The organism is Pusillimonas sp. ANT_WB101 (assembly GCF_008369125.1).
Lineage (GTDB): Bacteria > Pseudomonadota > Gammaproteobacteria > Burkholderiales > Burkholderiaceae_B > Allopusillimonas.
The window spans coordinates 321577-339391 of record NZ_VOAY01000005.1; the positions used below are offsets into that span (position 1 = coordinate 321577).

Consider the following 17815-nt stretch of genomic DNA (forward strand, 5'->3'; position numbering starts at 1 on the left):
CCGACGGCGTGTTGTTTTGTATGGGCTAAGCAAAGTATCTTATTGCAACGACTCGGTGGCTGGCGGCTGTGGGGTATCGTCACGCGCATCGTCCAAGCCGCCCATGGCATGAAATAGCCTGGCGGTTTCAAGCAGACGGGCTGTGGCAAAGCGCAAGGCTTCCTGATGCGCCTGCGACGCCTGCTGTGCCGTGGCCCGCGCCACATACGGTGGCACCGCGCCCAGCTGCACCTGCATGTTAGTGCTTTCGTACTGCGCCTGAGCCGCGCGCCATGCCGCGTCAGCCGCCGCCAGCGACTGGTTGCCGTGTTCCAGCTCGGCAAGCGCGTCAGCCACCTCCTGGAAGGCCGACAAAACCGTTTGACGGTAAGACGATACGGCGGCTTCATAACTTTGCAGTGCCGCACGGCGTTGCGCGCGCAGCGCACCCCCCTGGAACAGTGGCGCCGTTAATGATGCAGCGGCGCTCCATATGGCTCCCGCACCTGACACCGCCGTAGACCAGTCAAAGCCGGCCTGCCCCATGCTGGCCGAAAGGCTCAGACGTGGAAACATATTTGCTGTGGCCAGCCCCACATCGGCAGAGGCTGCTCGCAAGGCAGCACCCGCCGCCGCAATATCGGGGCGCGATAGCAACAAGGCAGACGGCACAACAACAGGCACAGTTTCAGGCACCGAGAGCTGATCAAAGCCGATATCAAAGGGTGCAAGATCAGGCGTACGGCCAAGCAACGCGGCCAGCGCATGACGTGAGGCGCGCGCTTGTGCCTGAAGGCCGGGCAACTGCGCCGTCAGCGCAGCGGCAATGCGCTGTGCATCAAGCAGTGCCGTACGGGAGGCAGCACCCAACTCGACCTGGCGGGCACGGTCGCGGGCATCATGTTCCGACAGTTCGATAATGCGCTTCATTTCGCGAATCTGCGCCTTCGTGCCTGCCAGAGTGATTACCCCCGACACCACGTTGGCCGCCACGGCATTGCGGGCTGCCTGTAATTGATAGGCCTGCTGACCTACACGCTCGCCCAGCGCCTCGTTGTCATAGCGAATAGCCCCAAACAGATCAAAGGTGTAGCGTACCTCTGCCTGGCCGACAAACGTGTTGTACAGCCACGTGTCGGGCGTACCCGGAACCGGCAAACCCAGCGCACGCTGACGCGCCGCATCGCCACCCACCCCAACAGTAGGTAGCGTGGTGGCACCCGTTTGAGCCACCCACTGTTCACGTGCTGCAGCCAGGCGGTGTGTTGCGGTCTTGAGATCAAGATTGTTGGCCAGAGCCTCATCGACAAGCTGATTAAGTGCATCAGACCCATAGGCACGCCACCAGTATGGCTGAGGCGACGGCACCGGCACAATGCGCTGGGCCACACCCTGGGCCTGAACCGTGAGCTCGGGCGCGATCTCGGTACCATACTGGTTTGGCTGCGCCACCTCGGGCAACTCTTTGCCAGGGCCAAACGCACACCCGGTTGCAAGCATTACCACGCCCATGGCCGCAACCCGCGCTGCGCTATGTATTGACTTGATCACGATGCATGCTCCTGATGCGCTGACGAGGCGCGCGCTGCAGTGGTCTCATTATTGCGAACCCTGAACGCGAAGGCATAAAGCGCCGGCAGGACGAAAACCGTAAGTATCGTGGCGCTGGTAATGCCCCCCATGAGCGCAGACGCCATGGGGCCAAAAAACGTGCTGCGAAGCAATGGAATAAGCGCCAGTACCGCCGCCACAGCGGTCAGTGTAATAGGCCTGAAGCGACGGACCGTAGCATCGATAATGGCGTCAAAACGGCCATGACCTGCCGCGATGTCTTGTTCGATCTGGTCAACCAAAATAACGGAGTTGCGCATGATGATGCCAAACATGGCTATTACCCCCAGCATGGCGACAAAGCCAAACGGCTGACCAAAAATGAGCAGGGTGGCAGCCACGCCAATTAGCCCCAGCGGCGCAGTCAGTACCACCAGCATCACGCGTGAAAAACTTTGAAGCTGCAGCATCAGTATGACAAGCACCGCCACCACAAAGAACACCATTTTTGCGGAGATAGACTGCTCGGCCTTGGTATTGGCCTCAACCGACCCACCCACTTCTATACGATAGCCCAGGGGCAGCTCGGCCCGCAGATCATTCAACTGTTGGTCCACAGACTGTGTGACATTGATGCCCTCGGCACCCGCAGCCACATCCGAGCGCACGACGATAGTGGGCTGCCTATCGTATTCCCAAATAATGGCATGCTCCAGCCCGTTAGTCATGGTGCCGAGCGCCGATAACGGCACCGGGCCATTGGGCGTAGGTAATGAAAGCCCCATAAGGCTCGACGGGTCGGCACGCTCATGCTCTGGTGCGCGCAAATCGATACGTATCAGCTTGTCGCCTTCACGATATTGCGACACGGTATAGCCCGAGAGTGTCATCGCCAGAAAATCAGAGACATCCTTCGACGATACACCCAGACGACGCGCTGCCTGCTGGTCAATTTCAAAACGGCTTGAGCGCGCTGACGGCTCATCCCAGTCATACTGCACGTTCAGCACGTCGGCGTTAGACTTCATGACCTCGGCAACCCGCAAGGCCAGACGCTGCACCTGCGAGATATCATCGCCACTTACCCTGAACTGCACGGGAAACCCTACGGGTGGGCCAGACTCCAGCCGTGACACCCTACCTCTGACGGCCGGAAACTTCTCGGCCAACTCAACATCGAGCCACTTTTTGAGTGCTTCACGGTCCTGGATCGACTTGGCGGTCACCACAAGTTGAGCAAAATTGCTCTGAGGCAATTCTTGATTTAGGGGTAGATAAAAGCGAGGCGCCCCCGTGCCAACAAAGCTGATCGAGTGATCGATTTCATCCCGGCCTTTAAGCAACGTTTCCAGGCGCTCCACTTGATCAAGCGTGGCATGAAACGAAGCGCTCTCCCTAAGACGCAGATCAACCAGCAACTCGGGGCGCTCTGAATCTGGAAAAAACTGCTTGGGAATAAACTGAAAGCTAACCATGGCTGCTGCAAACAGCAAGGCGGTCAGCAGCAACACCAGAACGCGGCGTGTAACGCACCAGCGCAACCAGCCTCGCAGGCGTGTATAAAACTTTGATGCGTAGATATCATGCTCATCAACCTGGTGCCCGGCCTCGCTCTGCTGTGACTGTTCTGGCAGCAGGCGCGGCTTGAGCAAGGCATACCCCAGTAGCGGGATCAATATGACGGCGGCAAACCATGAGACCAGCAGTGCAATGGCCGACACCTGAAAAATAGAACGGGTATATTCGCCGGTACTTGATTCGGCCAATGCGATGGGCAAAAAGCCTGCCACCGTAACCAGGGTGCCGGTAAGCATGGGAAACGCCGTACTGGTATAGGCAAACGCCGCCGCCCGTGTGCGATCCCAGCCCTGCTCCAGCTTTACCGCCATCATTTCGATGGCAATAATGGCATCATCGACCAGCAGCCCGAGGGCCAAGATAAGCGTACCTAAAGACACCTTGTGCAGGCCTATGCCGAACCAGTACATGAACAAGGCCGTCAATGCCAGCACCACGGGTATAGAAATAACAACAATCATGCCTGTACGCAGCCCCAGCGAAACCAGGCTAACCAGCAGCACAATAATCACCGCCTCGCCCACAGACCGCGAGAACTCATCAACAGACGTGGACACTGCCTCGGGCATGCTGGCCACTTCATCCAACGCCAGCCCCGCGGGTAGTGCATCGCGTACCCCCGCAACCAGCTCATCCAGGTTTTTACCCAGATGCACCACGTCAAAGCCCTTGCTGGCGGTAACACCAATGCCCAGCACTGGCTGGCCCTGGTAGCGCATTTGCGTGGAAGGCGGGTCTTCATAGCCACGTTCAATGGTGGCAACATCGCCCAGGCGAACCAGCCGCCCGTTGGCCTCGATCAGTGTATCGGCCAACGCTTGAACCTGATCGTACTGCCCTGTTGGCCTGACAAACACGCGATCGTTTGCGGTGGTAACTACGCCTGTATAGGCCATGGCATTTTGTGCGGAAATGGCCTCGGCGATGCGGTGTGGAGACAGGCCCGACTGCGACAGCGTGGCATTTGGCACCTGCACGACGATGCGCTCTTCCTGATCGCCAAAGTAATGCACTTTGGCCACGCCCTTAGCCCGCACCAAAACCGTGCGTATTTTGTCGGCGTAATCACGCAATTGGGCTGGCGAAAACCCATCGCCCTTTAGTGCATAGATATTGGTGTAAACATCGCCAAATTCGTCATTAAAGAAAGGGCCGATAACGCCCGATGGCAGCTCACCCGCCATGTCGCCAATTTTTTTGCGTATCTGATACCACTCGTCAGGCACTTTGCTGGCCGGCGCGGCATCGTTCATGAAATAAAAAATAGTGGATTCGCCGGGGCGCGAGTAACTGGCCGTGTGATCACGCAAAGGCATGTCTTGCAGCGTACGCTCTATGCGATCCGATACCTGTTGCTGCACCTGTCTGGCTGTCGCCCCCGGCCAAAGCGTTTTGATGACCATAACGCGAAAGGTAAACGGCGGGTCTTCGGACTGCGCCAGGCGTGTATAGGCAAGCGCACCACTAACGGTAAGCAAGATGATAAGAAACACCACCAGAGCGCGGTGCTGCAGGGCCCAGGCCGAGAGGTTAAACCGCCCCGGCGCATCGTTACCTTCAGAACTGGTCATGCTTCGCCCTTCATGATGCCTGCTCTTGCGATGCCACGACCTTCATGCCCTTTGACACCGTATGAACCCCCTGTGCCACAACCATGTCACCAGGCTTGAGGTCTCCCGAGACCTCAACGGTGTTCGCCCCCTGGCTGATGACGGTAACCTGGCGCAATACGAGTGTGCTGTCAGACTGTTGCACCAGCCACACGGCTGGCACATCACCGTCATGAAACAAAGCGGTTGCCGGCAAGCTGAACCGGGGTGATGCGCCCGCATCCTCGGCGTAAGTAAACAAGATGGTTGCCGTCATGCCAAGTCGAGCCTGGACCGCATCCGGATCAAGCGTGAGTTTTACGCGGAAAGTGCGACTGACCGGATCGGCTGCAGGGGCGATTTCTCGCACCGTGGCCGGGAACACCTGATCTGGCAGGGCATTAAGCCGAACACTGGCCTGCTGGCCTACCGACACAGACGCCAGCAAGCGCTCGGGGATATCGCCGATAACATCCTTGCCCTCGGACCACGCCAGCGAATACACAGGCTGGCCCGGCGCAATATTTTGGCCGGTCTGGGCATGCTCGGCGGTGATAACGCCTGCGTGCATGGCCTTAAGTTTGGTATAGGAAAGCCGATCTGAAGCCTGGGCAGCCTGCTGCTCTGCCTGCGTTAATGCGGCCTTGGCCTGGGCATAGGCGTTTTCGCTCTGCTCAAGCTGAGCACGCGAGATTAGCTGGGCACGCGCCTGCTGCTGGTCACGCTTGCGCTGACTGGTCGCGAACTCAAACCCTTTGCGTGCAGCAGCCAGCTGAGCCTGTGCGCTGTCATGGCCCTGCCTGGCCGGCACCGGGTCAAGCTGGGCCAGCACCTGGTCTTTTGCAACCTGATCGCCTAGGCGCACAGCCCTTTCAATGATTTTTCCGTCAGTGCGAAAAGACAGCGGGGTTTCTTCGCGAGCGCCCACCTGCCCTGGCACCTGCCATTGGCCGGGCCCCGACGAGGCTGACACGTTTACAACAGACACCTGTTTCTGCCGAACTACGTCAGTTTCGTGCTTGCCGCATGCAGCCAGCACGAGTGTGCTGCAGGCAATGGCAGCGAGGCGATATACCCAGCGTGAGGCAGAATGCGTCATGGCAGAAGTCATGAAATAAATAAAAATAGTTGGTATGCCGATAACACGGGCACGTAGAAGCGGAAGCGGTGGCGCGCCCACATAAACCGACGCCCCAAATGAGGTCTATTCTAATTCATAGATGAATTCAAATACAAACATGTATTCGAAACAAAAATGTTCTATGATGTTTTTATGAAAAAAGTCCGCCTTACACGCCAACAAAGCCAGGCCCAAACCCAGCAACGGCTGCTCGATGCGGCACAGGCCCTTTTTGTGAAAAAAGGCTTTGGTGCCACCAGCGTCGAGCACATCACTCTGGCCGCCGGCTATTCACGCGGTGCGTTCTACTCCAATTTCAAAAGCAAGACGCAATTGTTTATTGAATTGCTCACACGGGATCATCAGCGCATTTTGGCGGGTCTTCAAACCATACTCGACAACCCAGACACACCAGACCACCCCGTCAGTCACCGTGTCGCAGCCGAGCTCGTCGGTACTCACGACCAACCCGCACTCGCCGTCGATGGCAACCGCTCGCCCATAGAAACCCAGCTCATCCATTACTACAGCCGCATTTATCGCGACACCCAGTTCTATACCTTATGGCTGGAAGCCAGGCTGCATGCCAGCCGCGATGCCAATTTCTGTACGCAGTTCAATGCGTTTCAACAAGACATTCTGGCCACAATTACCCAATACGTTTACAAGTTTGCTGCGCGCACGGGCTTGACGCTTCCGCTTCCTGCAGAGCAGCTCGCGCTGGGCTTTATGGCCCTGGGCGATGGCATGGGCATGTACCATCTGCCTGGCCAGTCTCATGCCGACGACCACCATGCCGAGCAAATTCTTGCCTATTTTCTTGAGCGCATCGCATTGCAGCGCTAAAGGCGGTATGTTGCTCTGCACAGGGTCTGTTCGCCAACGCCACGCCATGCGGCGTCGCCGCGCTGGCTAAACGCATTCGAAGACGGCTGCGATAAACCTTCTTGTTCAGCATTATTTTCAGGCGACCGCCCATGGATTTAAACCTGCTCAATCTGTTTGCCACCATTGTCGATGCAGGTACGCTTAGCGAAGCGGCGGTACGCCATGGCATAACGCGCTCTCTTGTTAGCCGCAAACTAAAAGAACTCGAAGCCACCATGGGCGCACAGCTGCTGCGGCGAACAACACGCCACATAGAGCTGACCCAACAAGGCCGAATCGTGTACGAGCATGCAGTGCGCATTGCTGGCGAGGTCGAGGCAGCACAGCTTGCAGTAAGCACCTTGCGTGCCATGCCAGTGGGCTACGTACGCATCAGCTTGCCCACCGGTTTAAGTTCTCTGAACCTGCGTCCGCTCATGGCCGATCTGTCCAGACAATACCCCGATCTACGGCTGCGCATTCTGTTTTCAAACAGGGTCAGTGACTTATTGCAGTCTGAAATTGATATCGCCTTAAGGGTAGTAAGCAACCCGCCCCAAGACTATGTGGCGCGCGAAGTATGCAAGGTAGAGTGGCACCTGTATGCATCACCTGAGTATCTTTCCACATTACCCGAAATTGCCCAACCCAACGATCTCACCAAGGCCTGTTACCTATGCCCACCGTGCGAAGGGCCGCTCGCCGACATCACTTTCAAGGTGGATGCTCAACGCAAACATATTCTTCTTGAGCCAAAAATTCAGACTGAAGATTTTTCTTTTCTCAAGCAAGCCGCCGTTTTGGGTGCAGGCGTTGCGCTTCTGCCCAACTATATGGTGCAAGAAGAAATACGTGAGGGAAGCTTGCAGAAAGTGCTGCCGGGCCATGAAGTAGAAGGGCCTGGCGACAGATTGTGGATACTTACCACCCGAAACCCCTACCCGTCATCAGCCGTCACCATGGTTATTGATTTTTTCCGCAGAGAGTTGCGAAAGCTAATCGGTGACTACAGCGAAACGCGTAACCCTGGATTACGCTAGCGCGTTATTGCCTGATAGGTTGAAACGCCTGAAAGGTGCATGCCTACATATTCGTGCCCTAAGCGCACGTCTATTGTCTCACCACAGTACACAGTGTATGTGTATTTAATGCCATTGTTTCCATGATCACTCATTGATACTCTGGTGAGGTTCATCAATACGCCTCACAGGCCCACAACAGGATACCTTTCCATGCAAACCAGCACCCTGCGCCCACAACTCTTCGAAGGTAAGAGCGTACTTGTTACCGGAGGTGCGACAGGGCTGGGCTTTGCCATGGCAGAACAGCTGGCGCAACTGGGTGCCAATATTCACCTGTGTGGGCGAAGAGGAGGCATCGTTGCAGAGGCTGCGGCAACGCTAAGCCAAAAGTACGGCGTTCGTACCTGGTCTCACGTCGTCGACATTCGCGACGTTGACGCCGTCAATGCAATGATGGACGAAATCTGGCGCGACCACGGTGGCATAGATGGCCTGATCAATAACGCCGCCGGAAACTTCATCAGCAAAACAGAAAGCCTGTCGCCGCGAGGGTTTAACGCCATTGCCGATATCGTGTTTCGCGGGTCGTTTTATGTCACGCAGGCCGCAGGCAAACACTGGATAGCAACGGGACGGCCAGGGTCTGTGGTTTCTATTCTAGTTACATGGATCTGGACGGGTTCACCATTTGTAGTGCCATCCGCCATGTCAAAAGCCGGACTTGATGCTATGACCAAATCGCTGGCCGTTGAGTGGGGTCGGTATGGCATACGCCTAAATGCCATCGCCCCAGGGGTAATACCAACCGAAGGCGCCTCCGCGCGGTTACGTCCAAAAAACACGGATTCTCAAGAGATTATTGATCAGAACCCCATGAAAAGACTAGGAACAGGGCAAGATATCGGCGACCTCGCCGCATTTCTTCTGGCCGAAGATAACGGCTGGATCAACGGCCAGACGATTGCACTCGATGGAGCAGACTGGCTCGCCAATGGCGCCTATTACAAACAGTACTTTGACTGGACGGACGAAGACTGGAGCGCTGCACGTATGGCCTCCATGGAAAGAACGGCGGGTGACAAACAACAGCGTACAGCACAGGTCAAGGCATGAACGATTACATTGTTGCCGGCAAAGATCAGCTTTCTAAAGCCGCACTGGCAGAAAATGCCCTCAAGACAGCCAGCGCACTCGCCAGCACAGGCGTGCGCGAAGGCGACACGGTTGCGGTCATGCTCAGAAACTGCATGCCCTACCTGGAAATTATCCTGGCAGCGCGCACATTAGGCTGTTATTACTGCCCCATCAATTGGCATTTCACTCCCGACGAGGTCGCCTATCTGCTGGAAGACAGCGGCGCCCGTGTTCTCATTACCGATAGCGTATTTTTTGAGCGTGTACGCGAGAAGATCCCGGTCAAGGTACGGGTTTTTCTTATTGACGCAGACCAAAGTGAACTTGGCTACGTCCCCTGGCGAGACAGCCATGGTGTTTTCAACGGGCCAGAGGTAGCGCCGCGCGGCCATATGGCGTACACCTCAGGCACGACCGGTAAACCCAAGGGCGTGGTGCGCTACCCGTTTCCTGCTGATGAATTGCAAGCCCGAAAAGCAACATCGGAGGCGTTGGTCGCACAAGCCTATGGCCTGCGCCCAGGCGTTCGTGCTTTGTTGTCTGCACCTATTTATCACAGCGCCCCCAGCTTGTATACGCAGATGGCGCTGCTCAAGGCAAGCACATTTGTGGTCACGGAAAGATTCGATCCGCACGAAATCTTGCAACTGATTCAACAACACCGTATAGAGACGTTGTACATGGTGCCCATCATGTACGTGCGCTTGCTGCGACTGTCTGCGGCCGAGCGCAACACCTACGATGTTTCTTCACTGCAGTTTGTCGTTTCGACGGGTTCGCCGTGCCCTATCGAGGTCAAGCGGGCCATGATCGAATGGTTTGGCCCAGTTATTTATGAAACCTATGCATCCAGCGAAGCTGGTCTCGTAACCCTTATCGACTCGAGCGAGGCACTGGAGCGACCAGGCAGCGTAGGCCGACCTTTGCCAGGCGCCACCGTCCGCATACTCGACGAAACCGGCGCCACTGCCGAACCTGGCACAGTGGGTCGCATCTTCGTACGCCAGCAAGCTTATGCAGACTTTACCTATCGCGGTAACCCGGGAGCACGGGCAGAAATCGAACAGCAAGGCCTGATCGGCCTTGGAGACCTTGGCTTTGTCGACGAGCAGGGCTATTTGTATGTATGTGATCGAGAATCTGACATGGTTATTTCAGGCGGCGTAAATATCTACCCGGCAGAAATCGAACAGCATATTTTTCAGTACCCAGGCGTTTCAGACTGCGTGGTCTTTGGCATACCCGACCAAGAATACGGTGAACAGCTTCTTGCATTGATACAGACTGCCGACGAACGGCCGCTCGACCAAGACGCGCTTCGGCAATGGCTCAAGCCCCGGCTTGCGGGCTATAAGATCCCGCGCGACATACGCGTACACCCTAATCTGCCCAGAGACGATAGCGGCAAGATCATGAAACGCAAGCTTAGATCTGAATACTGGGCTGGGCAAAAAACCAAGGTATGACACCAAGACGTTTACAGTGAACCAGGGCCTTGATGCCCATTTTAATAATCAATTTTTAATAACTCGGAGACAACATGGCATCTACTCTTACAAAAAGCCTGCGCCTTTTGACGACAGCAGCAATCGCATTAATGATCTCGACTCCTGCTTTGGCGGGCTTTCCTGATCGGCCAGTTAAATTGGTTGTGCCCTATACGCCAGGTGGCAGTGCGGATATGCTCAGCCGCCTGATGGCTGAACATATGAGCAAGACATTGGGGCAACCCGTTATTGTCGAGAACAAGCCTGGTGCCAGCACAAGAATCGCCGCCAACATGGTGGCCCGATCGGCACCCGACGGCTACACCCTGTTTCTTGCCAGCAACTCGAGCATGGTGCTAAACCCCATGCTGTACAGCACAATCGAGTATGACCCGGTCAAAGATTTTGAGGTCATTGGCATTGTCCTGGAAATGCCACTGGTTGTTGTTACCAGCAAAGATGTACCCGCCAACACGCTGCCTGAATTCATTGAGTATGCCAAGGCAAATCCTGGCAAGCTCAATTACGCATCGGTCGGTCTTGGCAACCCACTACAACTGGCCACCCAAATGCTGGTCAGCGCCACCGAACTCGATATCGTACATGTGCCCTACAACGGCAGTGCGCCGGCCTTGTCGTCTTTGGTCGCAAACGACACTCAGCTCATGGTAGATGGGATCATTACCTCGCTGCCCTTTATCAAAGAAGGCAGGCTAAAGGCCCTGGCAGTTGCGTCTGAAAAACGCCTACCCGTTCTGCCCGATACCATGACCGTGGCGGAAAGCGCTGTTCCGGGGTTTCAGGCAGCCACCTGGTTTGGTGTTGCTACGCCGGCCGCCGTGTCGGACGAAAACAAAGCCATTTTGCATGAGGCCATTAGCAAAGCCATCGTTGACGAGAACATCCGCCAGAGAATGGAAGCAGGTGGCATGGTGATGCAGCCGGTTCGTGACAAGAAGGAAATTGAAGCCTATGTGTCAAAAGACCGGCAGATGTGGAAGAAAGTGATCGAACAGAACCAGATCAAGCTCGATTAAGCAAAACATCGAAACGGCTGACCTGTCTCCAAGTTGCATAAGGCTACACTTCAGGTCAGCGTTCAAGGCAGGCTCAGGTTTCTGCTTTTGTTTCCGGCTCTTTCAGACACTGAGTCTTCATAAGCACCCGCTCAAGGTCGCTTTAACGGGCTGGGCGGACGCTTACGAATTATCCATGCAGTTTGAGCGAGCAGGACAGGTGTGATAACCAGCCAGCCTTTCCAACAAGTTCAAGTCTCTATTTTTGTTCCCAGCACCTTAAGAAACTGGGCCATCCAGGCAGGGTGCGCCGGCCAGGCCGGTGCACTGACCAGATTGCCATCGGTGTGGGCCTGGTCAATGGGTATGTCGGCATAGGTACCGCCGGCAAGCTGAACCTCTGCGGCGCAGGCTGGGTAAGCTGAGCAGGTACGCCCTTTAAGAACACCCGCAGCCGCCAGCAACTGGGCGCCATGGCACACAGAGGCAATAGGCTTTTTGGTTGCATCAAAATGGCGCACGATGTCGAGCACCGTGTCGTCCATGCGCAGGTATTCAGGGGCACGACCGCCGGGGATAAGCAGCGCGTCGTACTCAGCCGGGTCTACCTTGTCAAAGTCATAATTCAGGGCAAACCGGTGACCTGGCTTCTCGCTGTAGGTTTGTGCGCCTTCAAAGTCATGGATGGCTGTAGCCACCGTGTCGCCCGCTTTTTTATTGGGGCACACCGCGTGCACGGTATGGCCGACAGTTAGCAGTGTTTGGTACGGCACCATGGTTTCGTAATCTTCGGCGTAGTCTCCTACAAGCATCAATATTTTCTTGCTCATTTCGGTTCCTTGTTAGTTGGCAGCAGCAGCGAAAAAAACCTAGCGATACTGCAGTAATCTTACCAAGGCGTCTGGCATTATGACTAGCACGTAGCGGCAATACTTTTTGCTGATCTGCGCAAAAGTGTTGACTTGTCAGTTCAGGCTTAAGCACCACAATCAGGCGGCGATCGTGCCCCTAGCAATTGACCGTTTCGTCCAACCTGCATAACACGACGTATGCGCAGGCGCATGTTCATGCCTGCTGACGCTCACCTTGCAGTGTTACCACGACAGTCCTGGGCCCACCATAATTGCGGTGCTCGCAAAGATAAATGCCCTGCCATGTGCCCAGGCGCAATCGCCCGCGCCAGACCGGCACACTCACACTGGCTCCGAGCAAACTACTTTTTATATGCGCCGGAAGGTCATCACTGCCTTCATACGTGTGTTCGTAATACGGCTGGTTCTCTGGCACTGCTCGATTGAAATAGCGCTCGAAGTCGCCCCTGACAGTTGGATCGGCATTCTCGTTAATCGTTAATGATGCCGATGTGTGTTGTATGAACACATGCATCAGGCCCACGTTGACGGACGCCAGCTCAGGCAACTGCCCGACAAGTTCTTGAGTAACCAAATGGAAACCGCGCGGCCTTTCGACCAGTGTCAGCTCTTTTTGAAACCACATTATGTTTGCGTCCGGCTCAGTTAGTGACCACATAAGGCACCAATATACCGCCATGCGCTCCAAGAACCCGCTACATCATGCCTCAACTGAAACTGCTTGAAGATTTTATCGCGCTGGCCCGCGCCGGCAGCTTTGTGCGCGCCGCCGAGCAGCGCCATGTGACCCACCCGGCGTTCGGACGCCGTATCAAAGCACTTGAGACCTGGATTGGCGCACCACTGGTAAACCGCTCAACGCTGCCTGCCACGCTCACCGAACAAGGTGAAAGCGTCTACAAAACCGCCTGTCAGATCATCGAACAACTGAATCGCGTGCGCTTTCAAGCCCGCAATGCAGAGCCGGGGGGCCATGGCCGCCTTCGTATTGCAACCGGGCGCAGCCTTGCGCGCACATTGGTGGCAGACTGGATTGCTCGCTTGTACAAAGGACGCAAGCCTGTACTAAAACCCGGAACGCAAATTGATGTGACCACCGGCATGATGGCCGACATGGCCAGGCTGCTGGCTCAGGGCAAGATTGACCTGTTGTGCTGCTACGAGCACCCGGCGCTTTCTACTGAGCTGCTATCCGACCAGTTTACCCATATAACGCTGGCCATCGACAAGCTTGTGCCGGTATGCCACACACGGCCCGATGGCACGCCCCGCTACGCCCTGTCTGATCGCGCCGGCACCTCACTGCCGCTCATCACCTATGCAGGCGGCCTGGCCATGGCGCGCATTCTGGGTGATCGGCTCCAGAGCTACCCCTATCCACTGGTAACCACCGTAAGCTGCGACTCACCCGACACAGCCATGGGTTCGGCGCTCAAGGGCCTGGGTATTGCCTGGCTGCCCCTGTCCATGGTTACGGGCGAATGTCGCCGGGGCGTACTGACACAGTTGGGCGGGCGCGGCGATGAAATTGCCTTCGAGGTGCGCCTGTATCGCCTGCGCGGTCAAATGTCCGATCTGGCCGAAGCGGCATGGTCGTTTACACAGCAGTCACGATAATCGGGGCTCGGCGCACGCGACACAGGGCATGGGGCATGGGGCATGGGGCATGGGGCATGGGGCATGGGGCATGAGGCACGCGGCACGCGGCACGCGGCACGCGGCACGCGCACGGCGTATGGCGTATGGCACGCATTCAACCAGCACCATCATGTGCCAAAACCGCACATCTTCCGTCTGAAGTCACCCCAGAATAGCCCGACCCGTCCTTTGGCAAACGGCTTGTCTTCATTCGGCAAGCCAACCAGGCGAAGGGCTTATTCACACCACACCAACACTACTTGAAGGGGAGATAGACATATGTCTATGGCCAAACCAATACGCGGCGTACTTGCCGCGTTTTTCTCTATTAGCACATTAATGGGCGCTGCAGCACATGCCGACACCTACCCGTCCAAACCCATCACCATTGTCGTCGGCTACCCGGCCGGAGGCAGTGTCGATCTTACGGCCCGCATACTGGGTGAAGAGCTGTCGTCACGGCTGGGCAAGAGCGTTATTGTCGAAAACGCCGGCGGCGCTGGTGGCACCATAGCTGCGCAGCGTGTCGCCCGAAGCACCGCCGACGGGTATACCCTGTTGCTGGGCTCGACCAATGAAATGGTTATCGCCAGCATGATCAACAAGGCTGTACGGTACGACGGCCAGAAAGACTTTACCCCCATCGGCATGATTGCATCGCAACCCATGCTGCTGGCAGCCTCCAAAGAGTCTGGCATCAAATCTGCCGCCGACTACCTGAAAAAACTCAAGGCTTCGGCACCCAACCACTACAGCTTCGGCTCCTCTGGCGTTGGCACGGCACTGCACCTTTCTGGCGAAATGGTCAACGAGGCAACCGGCACGTCGACGCTGCATGTGCCCTACCGTGGTGTCGCACCGCTGGTTTCCGACCTGATGAGTGGGCAACTTGATCTGGCGTACCTGGTGCTTTCTTCGGGTTTGCCGCAAGTCAAGGCTGGTTCTATCGTGCCGCTAGGCATCACCGAAAAACAGCGTTCACAAGCCGCGCCTGACATCCCGGCTCTGGCTGAAACAGCCGGGTTCGAGAAGGTTGACATCAACGTATGGTTTGCGCTCTACGGGCCGGCTGAACTGCCTGAACACGTTACGTCGACACTGCGCAGCGCGCTCAATGAAAGCCTGCAGTCGACCACGTTGCGTGACAGGCTGTCTGCAAGTGGTGCCACACTCTATAAACCAGGCCTTGATCCCGTCGCCTTTCAGCGCGGCGAAGTAGAAAAATATACGCGTCTGGTTAAACTGGCCAATATACAGCCCGAATAACCTTACCACGCAACCGGCCCCACAACGCGGGGCCGCAGGAGCCTCCCGCCATGGACTTCACGCTTGCATACCCTCAGCTCCACCACGAACGCACAGGCAACACCGGCACGCCTGGAGTATGGCTTTTTGACTCTGGCGTTCCCGGTCGCACCCTCATGATATCGGCCCTGATCCATGGCAATGAACTCTGTGGTGCTTGGGCGTTAAAAGACCTGCTGGCTACAGGTTTTCGCCCACAGCGAGGCAGGCTTATTCTGGCGTTCTGCAATCTTGACGGCTACGATGCATTTAACCTGCAGCATCATGACGCCAGCCGTTATGTCGATGAAGACCTCAACCGCGTATGGACGGCTGAAAAGCTCTCGGCCGCTACCACCCGAGAACGCAAGCGCGCCCTGGCGTTATTGCCATGGGTGCAACAGGCTGACTGGCTGCTAGATCTGCATTCTATGCATGAGCCTTGCGAACCATTGTTAATGACTGGCACGCTGCCGCGCAACATCGCGCTTGCCCAAAGGCTTAAAACCCCCAGGCATGTCATTATTGATGCAGGCCATAAAGACGGCACCCGTCTGCGTGACTTTGAACAATTTGGCGATATCTCTCGGGAAGAGGCCTGCGCCTTGCTGCTGGAGTGCGGCTTTCATGGTGACCCTGCATCACATAGGGTCGCGCTCGATATGGTGGCACGCATGCTGCGTGAATCAGGTCTGGCCGATGCAGACCAAACCCCCGCCCAGTGGTTGCTGCAACAGCCTGACTCGCAGCGTGTGCTCGAAGTAACCCAAGCCGTTGTGGCACCATCCATGAACGTCAGTTTCGCGCAAAACTGGCAAGGGCTAGACACCCTGCCCAAGGCCGGCGACCTGATCGGCTACGCAGATGGCAAGCCTATCGTCACGCCTTATGATCAGTGCACGCTTATCATGCCCTCATTGCGTCAGTTGCGCGCGGGCGTGACCGTAGTAAGGCTGGCCAGAAATTACTCCAGCTGATCCGGGCTGACCTTAACGCTGACATGGCCGACGCAGCGTATCGGCCCATTTCAGCCGTTGCTGCACATGCCATGTGCAGCAACGCGCCCACCACCTTGGCGTCATTTTCGATTTCAGTGCCAGTGTTGGTGCCGATTCAAACTCGATTTCGATTTCGGTCTCAACTCCCGACTTCGCCCTCGCAATACGTAGGGTATTGCTTCACTTTGGCAACAAACTCGTAACAGCCGTAGCACTATTGGCCGCAATTATTTCAAGTGGCTTCAGAACAGCCTGATCGGCTTGCCCCCCTAGGTTATCGCCTATACGCTGGGCCCAACTTGTAATTTTCGATACATTCAGGAGCAGTGCCATGAAGCTCATGCATACGTTTGCCCGATTCGCCTGTGTTGGCGCCCTTGCCATGGCGATGGTCAGCGGGGCTCACGCCTCTGACCGCAAAACCACCAATACATTGCTTGGGGCCGGCCTGGGCGCCGCAGCAGGTGCCGTCATGTCAGAGGGCGACCCCATGCTGATATTGGGCGGTGCCGCAGCCGGTGGCGTACTGGGTAATGTGCTGACCGTAAACAGCCATAGCCATTCGCATGGGCACAAGCATTACAAAAATTCTCGCGGGCACAAGCACTACAAAAAACACGGCTGGGATCACCGTGGCAAAAACTGGAACCGTGGCCATTACAAGAAAGCAAAGTACTCGCGCAACAGGCATCATGGCCACCGTGGCCACCACCATCGTCGATAACGACAGAGCTGCTAATAGCCTCTTTCGCGCAACACCAGCCCGGTCACAGGTTCGCCACGCAGAAACTGGCGGACTTTCTCTGAAACCTGCGATACCGCTTCTTCGAGCAGTGTCGCGCCTGCAATATGGGGCGTCACCGTAATATTGGGGTGTTGCCAGAAAGCATGCCCCGCCGGCAAAGGCTCTTGCTGAAACACATCTAGCGTTGCACCTTGCATATGACCGCTGTCGAGCAGCGCGAGCAGGTCTTCTTCGACCAGGTGTTCGCCACGAGCCATGTTGATCAAATGCGCCCCCGGCTGCAGCAGCCCCAGAGTTTGGCGGTTGAGAATGCCTGTGGTTTCGGGCGTTAACGGTAGTGTATTGACCAGCACGCGAGTTCGCTTTAGAAACGCTTCAAGGTGACCGCTACCGGCGTAATTATCAATGCCCGGTACCTGCTTGCCGCTGCGGGCCCAGCCAGCCACGGGGTAACCCAGTGCTGCAATGGCCTGGGCCACCCTTTTACCCATAACCCCCATGCCCATGACCCCTACAGACCAGTCGGCGCGACGAATGTCTGGCTGGGGCTGCCATTGCTCTTGTGATTGCAGGCGCTGATACACATCAAACTGACGTGAGGCCCTGGTGAGTGCATAAATGGCGTACTCGGCCATCTGCACAGCCATGCCACCGTCTTCAAGACGAAAAATGGCGACGTTTTTGCTAAGACCCGGCAGGCGCAGCAAGGCGTCAACACCCGCGCCCAAATTAAACACAGCCCTCAGGCCAGGTTCACGCTGAAAAATATCGGCGGGCGGCTGCCAGACGACAGCGATTTCGGCGCCAATGGCGGGGCCTTCAGGCACCCAGTTGTAAAAATCGACCTCAGGCAAGGCGTTTTGCAGTGGGGCGACCCAGTCGTCGGAATTAAGGCCAGAGCTGGCGGCAAAGATAGCTTTCATAGCGGCCATAAT

15 protein-coding genes are annotated in these 17815 nt (G+C 56.4%); 9 read left to right on the forward strand and 6 right to left on the reverse strand.

The features are described 5' to 3' along the window. Window positions 1–39 precede the first annotated feature (39 nt). The 3 genes from FQ179_RS20015 to FQ179_RS20025 are packed head-to-tail and all read right to left on the reverse strand — an operon-like array spanning window position 40 to window position 5796. A complete protein-coding gene (locus tag FQ179_RS20015) occupies window positions 40–1530 on the reverse strand; it encodes an efflux transporter outer membrane subunit (RefSeq protein WP_149399098.1) in 1491 nt (496 codons plus the stop codon). Then, complete coding sequence (locus tag FQ179_RS20020; RefSeq protein WP_149399100.1) at window positions 1527–4679, reverse strand: efflux RND transporter permease subunit; 3153 nt, start codon at window positions 4677–4679, stop codon at window positions 1527–1529. Before FQ179_RS20020 ends, FQ179_RS20015 begins: the two co-directional genes overlap by 4 nt. Window positions 4680–4689: 10 nt before the next feature. Next, complete coding sequence (locus FQ179_RS20025; protein WP_188074670.1) at window positions 4690–5796, reverse strand: efflux RND transporter periplasmic adaptor subunit; 1107 nt, start codon at window positions 5794–5796, stop codon at window positions 4690–4692. A 174-nt stretch (window positions 5797–5970) separates the two neighbouring features. Here FQ179_RS20025 and FQ179_RS20030 point away from each other — a divergent pair, with 174 nt between their 5' ends. The 5 genes from FQ179_RS20030 (at window position 5971) to FQ179_RS20050 (ending at window position 11364) form a co-directional block, all read left to right on the forward strand. Beyond that, window positions 5971–6663: a TetR/AcrR family transcriptional regulator gene (locus FQ179_RS20030; RefSeq protein WP_188074671.1), complete on the forward strand. Its 693-nt coding sequence runs from the start codon at window positions 5971–5973 to the stop codon at window positions 6661–6663. Between the two features lie 131 nt (window positions 6664–6794). Further along, window positions 6795–7724, forward strand: a complete 930-nt coding sequence (locus FQ179_RS20035; protein ID WP_255475080.1) for a LysR family transcriptional regulator — start codon at window positions 6795–6797, stop codon at window positions 7722–7724. 192 nt (window positions 7725–7916) lie between these two features. Further along, the gene (locus FQ179_RS20040) at window positions 7917–8819 is read left to right on the forward strand and encodes an SDR family oxidoreductase (protein ID WP_149399106.1); all 903 of its coding nucleotides are present in this window, start codon (window positions 7917–7919) and stop codon (window positions 8817–8819) included. Continuing rightward, window positions 8816–10306, forward strand: a complete 1491-nt coding sequence (locus tag FQ179_RS20045) for an AMP-binding protein (protein WP_149399108.1) — start codon at window positions 8816–8818, stop codon at window positions 10304–10306. The genes FQ179_RS20040 and FQ179_RS20045 overlap by 4 nt, the downstream gene beginning before the upstream one ends. Before the next feature lie 74 nt (window positions 10307–10380). Then, on the forward strand, window positions 10381–11364 hold the full coding sequence (locus FQ179_RS20050) for a tripartite tricarboxylate transporter substrate binding protein (RefSeq protein ID WP_149399110.1): 984 nt from the start codon (window positions 10381–10383) through the stop codon (window positions 11362–11364). Window positions 11365–11594: 230 nt separating this feature from the next. On the opposite strand, the gene FQ179_RS20055 is transcribed toward FQ179_RS20050, so the two are convergent. Then, window positions 11595–12173 carry a DJ-1/PfpI family protein gene (locus tag FQ179_RS20055; RefSeq protein WP_149399111.1) on the reverse strand — a complete coding sequence of 193 codons (579 nt, stop codon included), beginning with the start codon at window positions 12171–12173 and terminating at the stop codon, window positions 11595–11597. A 235-nt stretch (window positions 12174–12408) separates the two neighbouring features. Further along, window positions 12409–12840 carry a secondary thiamine-phosphate synthase enzyme YjbQ gene (locus FQ179_RS20060; protein WP_149399113.1) on the reverse strand — a complete coding sequence of 144 codons (432 nt, stop codon included), beginning with the start codon at window positions 12838–12840 and terminating at the stop codon, window positions 12409–12411. A 77-nt stretch (window positions 12841–12917) separates the two neighbouring features. On the opposite strand from FQ179_RS20060, the gene FQ179_RS20065 reads away from it, so the two are divergent. The 4 genes from FQ179_RS20065 to FQ179_RS20080 all read left to right on the forward strand — a co-directional run bounded on the left by FQ179_RS20065 (window position 12918) and on the right by FQ179_RS20080 (window position 16859). After that, on the forward strand, window positions 12918–13832 hold the full coding sequence (locus FQ179_RS20065; protein WP_149399115.1) for a LysR family transcriptional regulator: 915 nt from the start codon (window positions 12918–12920) through the stop codon (window positions 13830–13832). Window positions 13833–14132: 300 nt separating this feature from the next. Continuing rightward, the gene (locus FQ179_RS20070; protein ID WP_149399117.1) at window positions 14133–15119 is read left to right on the forward strand and encodes a tripartite tricarboxylate transporter substrate binding protein; all 987 of its coding nucleotides are present in this window, start codon (window positions 14133–14135) and stop codon (window positions 15117–15119) included. A gap of 50 nt (window positions 15120–15169) precedes the next feature. Beyond that, window positions 15170–16114: a succinylglutamate desuccinylase/aspartoacylase family protein gene (locus FQ179_RS20075; RefSeq protein WP_149399119.1), complete on the forward strand. Its 945-nt coding sequence runs from the start codon at window positions 15170–15172 to the stop codon at window positions 16112–16114. Between the two features lie 352 nt (window positions 16115–16466). Then, the gene (locus FQ179_RS20080) at window positions 16467–16859 is read left to right on the forward strand and encodes a hypothetical protein (RefSeq protein ID WP_149399121.1); all 393 of its coding nucleotides are present in this window, start codon (window positions 16467–16469) and stop codon (window positions 16857–16859) included. A gap of 11 nt (window positions 16860–16870) precedes the next feature. Here FQ179_RS20080 and FQ179_RS20085 read toward each other — a convergent pair whose 3' ends face one another. After that, complete coding sequence (locus FQ179_RS20085) at window positions 16871–17803, reverse strand: glyoxylate/hydroxypyruvate reductase A (protein WP_149399479.1); 933 nt, start codon at window positions 17801–17803, stop codon at window positions 16871–16873. Window positions 17804–17815 lie beyond the last annotated feature (12 nt).